Genomic DNA, 14,333 nt, shown 5'->3' with positions numbered 1-14,333 from the left:
TATGAAAATCATTTTAGCACCAGACAAGTATAAAGGTTCTCTTACAGGACTCGAATTCTGTAATAGTATCGCGCCAATTTTGAAGACCACATTAGATGCGAAAGTTATAAAAATGCCTTTAGCAGATGGAGGAGATGGTACTATTGAGGTGGTCAATTATTATTTAAAAGGAGAGATCATTAAAACCGAGGTGATGAACCCCGTATTTAACACCGTTACAGCCACTTTCTTATATTCCGAAACTTCAAAAATTGCCTTTATTGAAATGGCCGAAGCTTCTGGCATGAAACTCTTACAACCTGCAGATCAAAACTGTATGAATACCACAACAGTTGGCACTGGAGAATTAATTCTTAATGCCATTGATAAGGGTGCTCAACATATTATTTTGGGTATTGGAGGAAGTGCAACAAACGATTGTGGTATTGGTATGGCACATGCTTTAGGTTATCGCTTTTTAGATAAAAATGGTAAGGAGGTAAAACCAATTGGCAAGGAACTTATCAATATTTATAAAATTGATGCAACTAAAGTCGATCAACGTTTAAAGTCTATAAAATTTCAAATCGCTTGTGATGTTACCAACCCGCTTTATGGCCCTCATGGAGCAGCGCATATTTATGCTCAGCAAAAAGGAGCTACCACAGAGGAGATTGAATATTTGGATAAGGGTTTACAACGTTTTTCCAAAGTGTTAGATACACATTTTAATCTTAAAACTCAGACCATAGGAGGTGCAGGTGCTGCAGGAGGAATGGGTGCTGGAGCTATCGCTTTTTTAAATGGTGAACTTTTACCAGGTATTGAAGTAATAAAACAAATTGCAGATTTTGACACTTATGTTAAAGATGCCGATTGGATCATTACCGGCGAAGGTAAATTAGATCACCAAACCCTATCTGGAAAAACACTAAGTGGCGTTTTAACTTCTGCTAATACTTATAAAATAAAAGTAGCCGCTTTTTGTGGAAGTATTGAATTACAGCCCGAAGAATTAAAACAAATGGGAATTGTTTACAGCGATGCTATTATTAATAAAGCCAAAAATTTAGAAGACGCCTTAGCAAATACAACACGCTATTTAGAGCAAATCACTAAAGCGTTTACAGATTTTATAAATCGATAAAATTACTTCTTATTGGGGTTTAAAAGAATCGCATAAACCTGAATTCCAAAACCGATTAATACTAACGTTGGAGCTAAACGGATACGTCTCCAGCTATAAATAGATTCATCAAAAACATTAGGGTCATCGCTTCCGCCACCAGACATAAGAATAAAACCAATAGCTATAAAGGCTAAACCTATAAATAAGAATTTATAGTTTTTCTTACCGAAGATAAATTCGGATTTTGATTCGTTTTTTCGTTTTTGTACTCCCATTAGTCCTTAAATTCTGAATAGATTATGTGGTCATCAATAGCTAGTTGTGCTATATGTTTGGATGGCCCATAAATCATTTTTGGTAAGTGCAAAAGTAACGGTTTTATTTAAAACTTTTACGTTAAGAGAATCTAAATTTAAACCAGATTCTATTCCTCTATTGATATAATACGTGTCTCCATTGCGATCTTTAAACTGAATATCATAAGTAGGACCAGCTCTAAGTTCAATAATTTTTACAGTTACAATCTTACATTCTGCCGATTTTGGATTATAAATAACTAAAGAATTAAACAATAAAACCAAAAGAATAACAACCGCGACGGCAATTATAGACTTTCTAACTGATTTGTTCATATCTCATAGTTTAAAGAGCTAACGCAAACAGAATGAATTTATTTTTAAAATACGCTAATGCTTCAGTATAGAAAGACACATTTTAACAACACCTTCATCTTTACAAACCTTAAAAAAAGGATCTATAAAAATTAATAATATCAAGGCAGGAAAAGTAGATTGAATTTAAACGTCACTAATAATATAACTGATCCGTTTTCAAGTTTAAGAAACGTTGCGTAGCTATAAACGTACTAATCCAAGTAATTAAAATACCTAATAGAAAAATTCCAACAAAAAGTGCTCCTATTAATACGCTGTTTTTTAGTAGTTCTAATTCCGGAAACGTAAGATCTAAATAATACAATACAACAGCCATTCCTGCTAAAGCGACTAATGCTCCAATAATACCAAGCTGAACACTTTTCCAAACAAATGGTCTACGAATAAAACGTTTTGTAGCCCCAACCATTTGCATCGTCTTAATTATAAAACGTTTAGAATACACGGCTAAACGAATAGAACTATTAATCAATAACACCGCAATAAGGGTAAACAAAGCACTGATGATTAACACCCAAAATGTAATTTTCTTAACGTTATCATTCATTAACTCTACCAAATCATTATCGTATCTGATCTCTTCAATAAAAGCTTTAGTAGATAAACTTTCGGTAATTTCGGTAAGCTGTTCTGTAGTAACAAAATCGGCTTTTAAATGTACATCTATTGAATTTTTAAGAGGATTATAACCTACAAAATCCATAAAGTCTTCACCGGTTTCGGCTTTCATAAATTCGGCAGCTTCTTCTTTAGACACATAAAGCGCATCTTTAGTATAATCTGCCATCGCTAAACTCTTTTTTAGCTGATTGACTTCAACTTCTTTTGCTGTATCATTCAAATAAATCGTCATAACCACTTGTTCTTTAAAGTGATCTGCTACCTTTTTGGAGTTAATCACTAAAAGCCCTAAACAGCCTAAAAGAAATAAAACCAAAGCGATACTTATCACTACAGAGACATAAGACGATATGAGTTTACGTTTTTGATATTTGTCAAAAGATGATGCCATGAATTAATCCGAATTTATGATGTAAAAATATAAAACTATTTGCTTATGTTAACTATTACAACGGCTAACTTTTTATAGTGTTGTAATTGCTACAAAAAAGTCCCAAATAACTTAGCGTTTAGAAGATTAAGGATTTCTATTTTCCGTTGGCATAATAATTGCATAACCCTAAACTTATCAATTTATCTTTAAAATCAATTATTATGAAAAAATTTTACATTATTGTAGTACTTGCAACTTTAGGATTAATGCAAAAAACAAATGCGCAAGACATCCAATTTGGTGCCAAAGCAGGACTTAACATCTCTAATTTTACAGGAGGAGATGCAGATAGAAATAGCCTCATCGGATTTCATGTTGGTCTTATTTCTGAAATCCCATTGAGTGAAAAATTTTCGCTTCAACCCGAACTTTTATACTCAAGACAAGGATCAGAAGTACAAGATGTCATTAAAGTAAAAGTCGATTATTTAGCCATTCCAATTATGGCAAAATACTATTTAGCAAAAGATTTTAGCTTAGAAGCTGGTCCACAATTTTCATTTCTAGTAAACGATAAAGGCGAATATATTGATAGCGACCTTCCTGATGAAGATACAGATGCTTCTAGTATTGATGTTGGAGCTAATGTAGGCTTGGGATATAACCTTAACTCTAATATGTTTGTCCAAGCGCGTTATAATTTTGGTATTTCAACGGTTGCCGAAAATCCAGACATTAAGAATAGTGTCTTTCAAGTCGCTTTAGGCTATAAATTCTAAGCTATTAAGCCTTAAATTTTAAAACGCATCTTACACTTTAGTAAGGTGCGTTTTCTTTTATAATACCTATTGATTTTAAAATAGGCAGTTTAGATGGTTATTATTAAATTTGCGCCATTATTACAAGGAAAACAATACAATGACATACAATTTCAACGACATAGAGAAAAAGTGGCAAGACTACTGGGCAAAAAACGAAACATTTAAAGCCTCAAACAGCAGCGATAAACCAAAATATTACGTTTTGGATATGTTTCCTTATCCCTCTGGAGCAGGTTTACACGTTGGTCACCCCTTAGGTTATATTGCTAGTGATATCTATGCGCGTTACAAACGTCATAAAGGTTTTAATGTTTTACATCCGCAAGGCTATGATAGTTTTGGTTTACCTGCAGAACAGTATGCCATTCAAACTGGTCAGCATCCTGCAGTAACTACAGAAGCGAATATAAAAACGTATCGTCGTCAGTTAGACCAAATTGGGTTTTCTTTCGATTGGAGTCGTGAAGTACGTACCTCTAATCCGGAATATTACAAATGGACCCAGTGGATTTTTATTCAATTATTTGAGTCTTGGTATAATAACGATTCCAATAAAGCCGAGCATATTAATACTTTAGTTGAAAAATTTGCTGCAGAAGGAAATGTAACGGTAAATGCCGCTTGTGATGATGATATTGCTACTTTCACTGCGGAAGACTGGAATAATTATTCCTCAGAGCAACAGCAAGAAATCCTTTTAAAATACAGATTAACCTATTTAGCAGAAACCGAAGTGAACTGGTGTCCAGAACTAGGAACCGTTTTAGCTAACGATGAAATCGTTAATGGCGTTTCAGAACGTGGTGGTCATGCTGTGGTCAGAAAAAAAATGACCCAATGGAGTATGCGTATTTCAGCTTATGCAGAACGTTTACTACAAGGACTAGATACGATTGATTGGACCGATGCTCTTAAAGACATTCAAAAAAACTGGATTGGAAAATCGGTTGGAGCTTCTGTAACATTCAATGTCATTCCTGCTATCTCGTCGAGCGCAGTCGAGACGTCTCACAAAATAGACGTCTTCACCACAAGACCAGATACTATTTTTGGAGTGTCTTTTATGACCTTAGCGCCAGAACACGAATTAGTGACTAAAATTACAACCGAAGCACAAAAAGAAGCGGTTGAAGCCTATATAGAAAAAACAGCAAAACGTAGCGAACGCGATCGTATGGCCGATGTAAAAACCATTTCTGGAGTCTTTACAGGAGCTTATGCTGAGCATCCGTTTTCTAAAGAGCCAATTCCAATTTGGATTGGAGATTACGTACTAGCAAGCTACGGAACTGGCGCTGTAATGGCGGTGCCTTGTGGTGATCAACGCGATTACGATTTTGCAAAGCATTTTGATATTCCTATTCCAAATATCTTTGAAGGTGCCGATATTTCTGAAGAAGCTTACGCCTCTAAAGACCATGTGAAAATTGCCAATAGCGATTTCCTAAATGGCATGAACTATAAAAAAGCCTCTAAACGCGTTATTTTTGAGTTAGAAAAATTAGGCCAAGGCGAAGGTAAAACCAATTACCGTTTGCGTGATGCGGTTTTTTCTCGTCAGCGTTATTGGGGAGAACCATTCCCTGTCTATTATGTTAACGGGATGCCTCAAATGATAGACAAAGCACATTTACCTATTTTACTGCCTGAAGTTGAAAAATACTTACCAACCGAAGAAGGCGAACCACCTTTAGGACGTGCAGACGTTTGGGCTTGGGATACCGAAAGTAATACTGTAGTTTCTAATGATAAAATTAATAATACAACCATTCATCCTCTAGAACTTAATACTATGCCAGGTTGGGCAGGGAGTTCTTGGTATTTCTTCCGTTATATGGAAGATGCAGCCAATAGAGATGGTGTATTTGCAAGTGAAGACGCGCTTAAATATTGGGAAAATGTAGATTTATATATTGGTGGTAGCGAACATGCTACAGGTCACCTACTCTATTCTCGTTTCTGGGTAAAATTATTAAAAGATAGAGGGTTTGTGAATGTGGAAGAGCCTTTTAAAAAGCTGATTAACCAAGGGATGATACTTGGGACTAGTGCTTTTGTTTATCGAGAAGAAGATTCTAATACTTATTATTCTCACGGACTTATTGAAGGTAAAAATGTACTTCCAATTCACGTCAAAGTGCAATACGTCAACGCTTCCGACGAATTAGACATTGAAGGACTAAAAACTGATGGAGAATTTGGTGAAGATTTTAAAGATGCTGAATTTATACTTGAAAATAACGTTTATAAAGTTGGTAGAGAAGTCGAAAAAATGTCCAAATCAAAATACAACGTGGTTAATCCAGACCAAATTGTAGAAGATTACGGAGCAGACAGTCTAAGACTTTACGAAATGTTCTTAGGACCATTAGAGCAATACAAACCTTGGAATACTGCTGGGATTACAGGGGTTCATAATTTCCTTAAAAAATTATGGAAATTGTATGTAGATGATAATGGCTTAAAAGTCAATGACGCAGAACCAACAAAAGACAACTTAAAAACATTACATAAAACCATAAAGAAAGTCCAAGAAGATATTGAGAATTTCTCTTTCAATACCTCAGTATCTACCTTTATGATTGCCGTTAATGAACTAAGTGCTCAGAAATGTACAAGCAAAACCATTTTAGAACCATTATTGGTTTTAATTTCGCCTTATGCGCCACATATTGCTGAAGAACTATGGAGTCAATTAGGAAACAGCACATCTGTTTCTACTGCAGCATTCCCAGAATTTGAGGCGAGTCATTTAGTAGAAAGTAGCAAAAAATATCCAATATCATTTAATGGTAAAATGCGTTTTACGTTAGAACTACCAATGGATATGAGCAAAGGTGATATTGAAAAAACCGTTATGGCTCACGAAAAAACCATAGCACAATTAGATGGCAGAACACCTAAAAAAGTGATTGTGGTGCCTGGTAAGATTGTAAATATTGTTGGGTAATATTTAAAACACATACATATTCTAACCCTTTTGATTTTCTTAAATCGAAAGGGTTATTTATTTTACTCTAAATATATGTTCAAGAACATATTATAACTAAATTACTCTAATTGTAGAAAAACATATTTATGTTATTGGATAAACCATCTTCAGAAAAGCCATCACCTAAAAAGAAGCACAAATCGCTCAAAGATTATTTTGACTTTCGTAATAATCAGGTAAATCAAATTGGCTTAATACTCTTTTCCGCATTTATAATTAGCACCTCTTTACATTTCTTTTTTGAAGAACACTTTACAGCAGAGCAATGGAAGACAAGACCTATGACTCGCCATAAAATTGTAGATGATCTTATTGACTCTCGCGTTTTATTAAACAAATCGAAACCTGATGTTATAAAATACTTAGGCCAACCAAGTTTCACTATGACAAAAGACATCATGTTATATGAGCTTGGCTTAGCGCCACAATTTAACAGCGACCAAGTAGAACATCTATATATTGAGTTTAGTGATGAGACCGTTTCTAAAGTGTCTTTAACACTGTACGACTACTAATGCGTCAGCTTGACTCCTATTATAATTTTGTCTATAGTATCAATAATCATAACTCCACTTCACCAAAACTTTCTCGTATTATCTCAATATCATATCACCCTCAAAATCAAACCTATTTTCAGAAGTTTATAAATTAAAAGCTTCAAAATAGTAATTCCGTAAAAGTGATTTCAAATTGACATTCAGATTTGGAACATCAGATTTATTAATAGTAATTTTCAAAAGCTTTTAATCTTATAAATCATTAAAAAATGAAAATCGGAGTTCCAAAGGAAATTAAAAACAATGAAAACAGAGTTGGTATGACACCAGCTGGAGTTTTTGAATTAACCAAACACAAACACACGGTTTATGTTCAAAAAGATGCTGGTTTTGGCAGTGGATTTTCAGATTTAGATTATATAAACGCTGGAGCCATAATACTAGAAACGATCACAGACGTTTACACCTCTAGTGACATGATTGTAAAAGTAAAAGAACCTATTGCTGAAGAGTACCCTCTAATACAATCGCATCATGTGGTATTTACTTATTTTCATTTTGCGTCAAGCGAGACCTTAACCAAAGCCATGTTAAAAAGTGAAGCGGTTTGTATTGCATACGAAACCGTTGAAGATAAAGACGGCTCGCTACCATTACTAACACCAATGTCTGAAGTAGCGGGTAGAATGGCTATTCAGCAAGGGGCAAAATATTTAGAAAAACCAATTAAAGGTCGTGGGGTATTATTAGGAGGAGTGCCTGGTGTGCCTCCAGGGCGTGTATTAGTTTTAGGAGCAGGTATTGTTGGAATTCAAGCCGCAAAAATGGCTGCTGGTTTAGGTGCTCATGTCACTATTATGGATATTAACATGAAGCAACTACGTTACGTTAACGACGTTATGCCTAGCCATGTGGTGACTGAATTTTCTAGCGAATATAATATTAGAAAGCGCATTAAAGATCACGATTTAATTATTGGTGGAGTCTTAGTCCGAGGAGCAAAAGCTCCTAAGTTAATTACTAGAGATATGCTAAAAGATATGCGACCAGGCACTGTTTTAGTTGACGTCGCCGTAGATCAAGGTGGTTGTATAGAAACAACTAAAGCAACAACACACGAAGATCCGACGTTTATAATTGACGATGTAGTACATTATTGTGTGGCTAATATGCCAGGAGCAGCTCCATATACTTCTACTTTGGCCTTAACCAATGTTACCTTACCTTATGTCTTGCGATTAGCAAATCAGGGATGGGAAACAGCCTGTGAGAATGATGAAACCTTAGCCAAAGGGCTCAATATTGTTAAAGGTAAAATCGTTTATGAAGAAATCGCTGAAGCTTTTAATTGGAATGTTGATGCTATTTGAGATTAATTACTATCATTTTTAATCCTGACAAATTTTCTTAACTCAAATTTGGCTCACTATTTGCTACTCATTTAATAAATTTACATGAATTAAAAATTTCAAAGTATGAGTGGAATGATGGGATATTACATATTAATTGGCGCTATTGCTTTAGTAAGCTGGTTAGTGAGTAATCAACTAAAACGTAAATTCGCTAAGTATTCTAAAGTACAATTGCGAAATGGTTTATCTGGAAGAGAGATTGCAGAAAAAATGTTAGCCGACAATGGCATATATGATGTAGAAGTAATTTCTACACCAGGTCAGTTAACAGATCATTATAATCCAAAAAACAAAACCGTTAACTTAAGTGAGTCGGTTTATAATCAAAGAAATGCGGCTGCGGCTGCGGTTGCTGCTCACGAATGTGGACACGCGGTACAACATGCCCAAGCTTATAGTGCTTTAGGTATGCGTTCTGCATTAGTCCCAATTGTAAGTGTAACCTCTGGTATGTCGCAATGGTTAGTCATTGGTGGCTTAATTTTAGGAGCTGCCGCAGGAATTGGTATAGGCTTTTGGGTAGCTGTAGCTGGTTTAGTTTTTATGGGCTTTGCCACCTTATTTAGTTTTATTACGTTGCCCGTAGAATACGATGCAAGTAATAGAGCTTTAGCATGGTTAAAGACTAAAAATATGCTAACACCAGAAGAATACGCTGGTTCTGAAGATGCGCTTAAATGGGCAGCCAGAACATATTTAGTTGCTGCAATTGGAGCTTTAGCGTCCTTACTCTACTGGGCACTTCAGGTGTTTGGAGGTAGAGATTAACAACTTAAAACATATAATTACAACTAAAGCTCTGAGTAATCAGAGCTTTTTATTTGAATTATAACCAAAAATACATACATTAGTTAAACTAACCAATCCTTAAATCTAAAATGGAAAATCAATTCCCAGAAAAAATTATGGTCAGTAGCCTTTCAGAAGTTGATCGTGTTGCTTTTTACAAAAAAACATATTCACATGTAGCAGGAGGAGTTCTTGTCTTTATTTTGTTTGAATACCTTTTACTGCAAAGTGAAACTATTGTGAATTTTATGCTCTCTATGACACAAGGTTATAAATGGCTACTGTTACTTGGAGGTTTTATGTTTGCTACAAATTATGCTGAAGGCATGGCCATGAAAACTTCAGATAAAAACACACAGTACATAGCATATGGTATTTACATCTTTTTTGAAGCCTTAATCTTTGTACCTATGCTCTATATAGTTACAGAATTAATGGGGCCTTCGGGTTCAGATGTACTTTACCAAGCTTCTATAGTAACCTTAGCCCTATTTACAGGCTTATCTGCTGCAGTATTAATGACAAAAACTGATTTTTCATTTTTAAAAACGGGATTAACCATTGGATTTTTTATCGCCATTGGGCTTATAATTGCCGGAACCTTATTTGGTTTTGACTTGGGGTTATGGTTTTCTGTAGGTATGTGTTTATTAGCTGGAGGATCTATCTTATACCAAACGTCTAATTTAGTGAAGACCTATGGTGTAGAAGATTACATTCCTGCGGCATTGGGCTTATTTGCGTCACTAATGTTGTTATTTTGGTATATCCTTAGAATTTTTATGTCTAGAGATTAATCTAAAATTACCTATAAAACCAAAGCCCACCTAAAATATTTTGTTGGGCTTTTTTTATTAGCTATTTTATTTTATCCTGATTTTTGTTAAAAAAAACAAAATAAAGGTAATTTAGTATATAATCTTATTAAATCTGTTGTTTTCTAAAGCTTATAAGTGCCGTAAATTTGCACCCGCTTTAAAAAGCCCAAGAATATTAAATATAAAGATTATGAAAACAAGTAACAGAATAGTAGTAGAAAGTAAAGTAGGAACGAAAACTTTAAAATTTGGTAATTCAAGTGCCATTATTTGGAATACAAAAAGACGCTACAAATAAATACAAATTCCCTTTAAAACAAAAAGCCCAACTGAAAATTTTCAGTTGGGCTTTTCTAATAGATATTATATGATTTTGTTACCATCTTTATCATAAAAATGGTATTCAAGATAAGTGTAAGCATCTCTAGGTAAAACTTTTACCCATTTTTTATGTTCAAGAAACCACTTTGAACGCACTGATGGAAACCCTTTGGTTAAAAAGGCTGCAATAAAAGGGTGTGTATTGAGAATCACCTTTTTATGGTCTTTTTTGAAAATACGTTGTAAGTCTTGATTAATACGTTCCACCACTTTAATTGGCGCTTCGATTTCATCCCCTCCTACTAAATTCGGATTTTCTTCTTTCGTTTTAATATTGCGTTCTGGCCTAACGCGTTGTCTGGTAATTTGCACTAATCCAAACTTACTCGGCGGCAATATTTTGTGCTTTGCTTTATCATCTTTCATCTCATCTCTAAGATAATTATAAAGCTTTTTTCTGTTCTCTGCTTTACCCATATCAATAAAATCGATAACGATAATGCCTCCCATATCACGCAAACGCAATTGTCTGGCAATTTCTTGAGCAGAGATCATGTTGACTTCTAAGGCCGTGTCTTCTTGGTTCTTCTCTTTATTAGATCGGTTACCACTGTTAACATCTACAACATGTAGTGCTTCAGTATGTTCTATTACCAAGTAAGCGCCTTTAGCCATAGAGACCGTTCTACCAAATGATGTTTTAATCTGACGTTCTATGCCAAATTTTTCAAAAATTGGAACACCATTTTTGTAGTACTTCACTATAGATTCTTTATTTGGTGCAATTTGTTGCACGTAATCTTTTACTTGTACATACATTTCTTCATCATCGACAACAATAGCTGAGAATGAATCATTAAAAATATCTCTCAAAATTGAGGATGCTTTGTTCATTTCTCCCAAGACTTTGGTTGGGTGATGAGATTTGTACAATTTTTTACACATTGCTGTCCATCGATCCAGCAAATTCTGTAAATCACTATCGAGCTCGGCAACTTTTTTGCCTTCTGCTACGGTACGAATAATAACGCCAAACCCTTTAGGTGTAATACTTTTTACGAGTCTTTTTAGACGGTCTTTCTCTTCTTGCGATTCAATTTTTTGTGAAATTGAAATACGATTAGAAAACGGTACCAAGACAATGTATCTTCCGGCAATAGACAATTCTGAGCTAATGCGTGGTCCCTTTGTAGAGATTGGTTCTTTTACTACTTGTACTAATATGGATTGATTTGATTTTATAGCATTCGCAATGCTGCCATTTTTATCTAAATCTTTTTCCATAGGAAAGTCTTTAAGGGTGTAATCCCTTAATTTCCCTGTGCTTACACGCTTAATGAATTTTAAAAGTGAAGGCATTTGCGGTCCTAGATCATGATAGTGTAAAAAACCATCTTTCTCGTAGCCTACGTTTACAAACGCAGCATTTAGACCAGGAATAACTTTACGGATTTTGGCAATAAAAATATCACCTACCGCAAAGTTGTTATCCTCTTCGTCTTTGTGTAATTCAATAAGTTTTCCATCTTTTAATAAGGCAAAATCAACAATATCTGAACTCGATCTTACGATTAATTCCTTGTTCATAATGTTAATTTATATCTAGCTCTTCATTGAGTTAGATGGATTTTACTAAATTATTTGACACAGGATGTAATATCCAACAAATCATAGGTACTCTATTAAATACCAATGATTCTATATCAAAGAACGTTTCTTTAAAACTGAAAAAAGTAGTTATAAAACTACTTTTAACAATTTATTTTTTCTTGTGACGATTAGCGCGTCTACGTTTCTTACGCTTGTGCGTCGCTACCTTGTGTCTTTTTCTTTTTTTACCACTTGGCATAATAAATAATGCTTTTTAAATTAATATTTTGTTTAAATGCTTTCTTAGTTAACCTCAACATTAGATTTAACTCCTTCTAAAAATACTTTAGCAGGCTTAAATGCAGGAATGTTGTGTGCTGGAATTTTTATTGTAGTATTTTTTGAAATATTACGACCTGTTTTTTCAGCTCTTGTTTTAATAATGAAACTTCCAAAACCTCTTAAATATACGTTATCTCCGCTCTCTAAAGATGTTTTTACTTCTTCCATAAAGGTTTCAACTGTTGCTTGTACATCACCTTTTTCTATACCTAACTTATCAGATATTTTCGCTACTAAATCAGCTTTTGTCATTTTTTACTAGTTTTAGGGTTACTATAAATTCTAAGGGATGCAAATATAGGTAATTTAATTCCAATAGTTCAAACGTAATTAATTAAAATTTAACACAATAAACATTTAATTTTGCTTTTCATTAAAAAAACTAAATGGATTTCAATCTCAAATTAATTAACTGGTACTCAGACAAAAAGAGGAAATTACCTTGGCGAGAAACCAGCAATCCTTATTACATTTGGCTATCAGAAATAATTTTACAACAGACGCAAGTTAAGCAAGGATTACCTTATTATGACGCATTTGTTACCCAATATCCCACCATTTTTGATCTTGCACAAGCGTCAGAAACGTCAATTTTAAAATTATGGCAAGGCTTAGGCTATTATTCTAGAGCGCGAAATCTTCATGCCACAGCAAAATATATTGTCAACAAATTGGATGGTAAATTTCCAGACAATTATAAAGATTTATTACAATTAAAAGGTGTTGGCGATTATACCGCAAGTGCTATTGCCTCTATTGCATTTAACGAAGTTGCAGCAGTAGTTGATGGTAATGTATACCGTGTACTATCGCGTTATTTCGGAATTGAAACTCCAATAAATTCAACGCTAGGGATAAAAGAGTTTAAAACTCTTGCTTCGACATTAATAGACCCTAACCAACCAGCAACCTATAACCAGGCTATTATGGAGTTTGGCGCTATGCAATGCAAACCTAAAAATCCAGATTGCTCTATTTGTCCGTTAAAAGATAGTTGTGTCGCACTCCAAAATCAACGTGTCGATGAACTTCCTGTGAAATTAAAGAAAACAAAAGTCACTGTTAAATACTTTAATTTTTTAGTTGTTATGGATCAACATAAAAAAACGCTTTTTGAAAAACGCACTACAAAAGGAATTTGGCAGCACCTCTATCAATTTCCCCTTATCGAATCTAAAAAGAGCCTTACTTCAGAAGAGTTTCATCTATTAAATTTTGAAGACACCCTATTAACAATAGAGCCATTAGATTACTCACTATACAATGATATTGACATTGTGCACAAATTATCACATCAGCATCTGTACACTAAGTTCTGGATTATTGAGGTAGAATCACTTCCAAAAGAAGCCATTTTCATTAAATCACTCACAAAATACCCGTCTCCGGTGCTTATAAGTGACTTTATAAACAATTTCAGTTTTTAGAACCTTAAAGAAATCACATTTTTTTATTACTTTTAAAGTAGTGATTACGCAATTGAGTAACTTTACAACTTATTAAAAATTAATTATTATGTCTGGAACATTAAATAAAGTAATGCTAATTGGGAACTTAGGTGACGACGTGAAGATGCATTATTTTGATGATAAAAATTGTGTTGGTCGTTTTCCGTTAGCCACTAGCGAGACTTATGTAAGTAAGCAAACGAATGAACGTGTCACCAATACAGAATGGCACAATATTGTAGTAAGAAATAAAGCCGCTGAAATTTGTGAAAAGTACCTTACAAAAGGGGATAAAGTATATATTGAAGGTAGAATAAAAACTAGAAAATGGACAGATGACAAAGGCATGGAGCGTTACTCTACTGAAATTCAATGCGATGACTTCAAATTTTTAACACCTAAAACAGACCAACAGCAGTCAAAAAAGCCAAATACACCAAATACGAATTCTCAATCACAACCATCTGTACCTACTAACGTAGAAACAGAAGAGAATGATGATTTACCTTTTTAACCATTTAATATAA

Annotated in this window: 14 protein-coding genes; 9 read left to right on the top strand and 5 right to left on the bottom strand. The window is 34.2% G+C overall.

Annotated features, from left to right (window positions below):
• Position 1: 1 nt before the first annotated feature.
• Positions 2-1,126 (top strand): glycerate kinase, encoded by a 1,125-nt coding sequence (locus ACXGSQ_RS04825; protein WP_458628496.1) that lies wholly within the window; start codon positions 2-4, stop codon positions 1,124-1,126.
• Between the two features lie 2 nt (positions 1,127-1,128).
• On the opposite strand, the gene ACXGSQ_RS04820 is transcribed toward ACXGSQ_RS04825, so the two are convergent.
• The 3 genes from ACXGSQ_RS04820 to ACXGSQ_RS04810 form a co-directional block, all read right to left on the bottom strand.
• Entirely contained in the window at positions 1,129-1,383 is a 255-nt protein-coding gene (locus tag ACXGSQ_RS04820) for a DUF3098 domain-containing protein (RefSeq protein WP_458628495.1), read from the bottom strand.
• 33 nt (positions 1,384-1,416) lie between these two features.
• Positions 1,417-1,740: a hypothetical protein gene (locus ACXGSQ_RS04815; RefSeq protein WP_458628494.1), complete on the bottom strand. Its 324-nt coding sequence runs from the start codon at positions 1,738-1,740 to the stop codon at positions 1,417-1,419.
• 175 nt (positions 1,741-1,915) lie between these two features.
• Positions 1,916-2,794, bottom strand: coding sequence for a cell division protein FtsX (locus tag ACXGSQ_RS04810; RefSeq protein WP_458628493.1), 879 nt, complete (start codon positions 2,792-2,794; stop codon positions 1,916-1,918).
• A gap of 203 nt (positions 2,795-2,997) precedes the next feature.
• Between ACXGSQ_RS04810 and ACXGSQ_RS04805 the strand changes: the two genes are divergently transcribed.
• The 6 genes from ACXGSQ_RS04805 to ACXGSQ_RS04780 all read left to right on the top strand — a co-directional run bounded on the left by ACXGSQ_RS04805 (position 2,998) and on the right by ACXGSQ_RS04780 (position 10,084).
• The gene (locus tag ACXGSQ_RS04805) at positions 2,998-3,555 is read left to right on the top strand and encodes a porin family protein (protein ID WP_458628492.1); all 558 of its coding nucleotides are present in this window, start codon (positions 2,998-3,000) and stop codon (positions 3,553-3,555) included.
• A gap of 139 nt (positions 3,556-3,694) precedes the next feature.
• Positions 3,695-6,547, top strand: a complete 2,853-nt coding sequence (gene leuS / locus ACXGSQ_RS04800; protein ID WP_458628491.1) for a leucine--tRNA ligase — start codon at positions 3,695-3,697, stop codon at positions 6,545-6,547.
• A 128-nt stretch (positions 6,548-6,675) separates the two neighbouring features.
• Positions 6,676-7,104: a hypothetical protein gene (locus ACXGSQ_RS04795; protein ID WP_458628490.1), complete on the top strand. Its 429-nt coding sequence runs from the start codon at positions 6,676-6,678 to the stop codon at positions 7,102-7,104.
• A gap of 251 nt (positions 7,105-7,355) precedes the next feature.
• Entirely contained in the window at positions 7,356-8,456 is a 1,101-nt protein-coding gene (ald, locus tag ACXGSQ_RS04790) for an alanine dehydrogenase (RefSeq protein ID WP_458628489.1), read from the top strand.
• Between the two features lie 114 nt (positions 8,457-8,570).
• Positions 8,571-9,266, top strand: a complete 696-nt coding sequence (locus tag ACXGSQ_RS04785; protein ID WP_458628488.1) for a zinc metallopeptidase — start codon at positions 8,571-8,573, stop codon at positions 9,264-9,266.
• Between the two features lie 110 nt (positions 9,267-9,376).
• Entirely contained in the window at positions 9,377-10,084 is a 708-nt protein-coding gene (locus ACXGSQ_RS04780; RefSeq protein WP_458628487.1) for a Bax inhibitor-1/YccA family protein, read from the top strand.
• A 384-nt stretch (positions 10,085-10,468) separates the two neighbouring features.
• Here the strand turns inward: ACXGSQ_RS04780 and ACXGSQ_RS04775 are convergent, their stop codons facing one another.
• Together ACXGSQ_RS04775 and ACXGSQ_RS04770 are read right to left on the bottom strand one after the other, a co-directional pair.
• A complete protein-coding gene (locus ACXGSQ_RS04775) occupies positions 10,469-12,013 on the bottom strand; it encodes an Rne/Rng family ribonuclease (protein ID WP_458628486.1) in 1,545 nt (514 codons plus the stop codon).
• Between the two features lie 306 nt (positions 12,014-12,319).
• Positions 12,320-12,610 carry an HU family DNA-binding protein gene (locus tag ACXGSQ_RS04770; protein WP_008270198.1) on the bottom strand — a complete coding sequence of 97 codons (291 nt, stop codon included), beginning with the start codon at positions 12,608-12,610 and terminating at the stop codon, positions 12,320-12,322.
• A gap of 134 nt (positions 12,611-12,744) precedes the next feature.
• Between ACXGSQ_RS04770 and mutY the strand changes: the two genes are divergently transcribed.
• Positions 12,745-13,785, top strand: coding sequence for an A/G-specific adenine glycosylase (mutY, locus tag ACXGSQ_RS04765; protein ID WP_458628485.1), 1,041 nt, complete (start codon positions 12,745-12,747; stop codon positions 13,783-13,785).
• Between the two features lie 88 nt (positions 13,786-13,873).
• Positions 13,874-14,320: a single-stranded DNA-binding protein gene (locus ACXGSQ_RS04760; protein ID WP_458628484.1), complete on the top strand. Its 447-nt coding sequence runs from the start codon at positions 13,874-13,876 to the stop codon at positions 14,318-14,320.
• The last annotated feature ends 13 nt before the right edge of the window (positions 14,321-14,333 follow it).

Source organism: Winogradskyella sp. PC D3.3 (assembly GCF_054366245.1).
The sequence above is the reverse complement of the archived record's forward strand: the minus strand, read 5'-3'. Positions and strand labels throughout refer to the sequence as shown.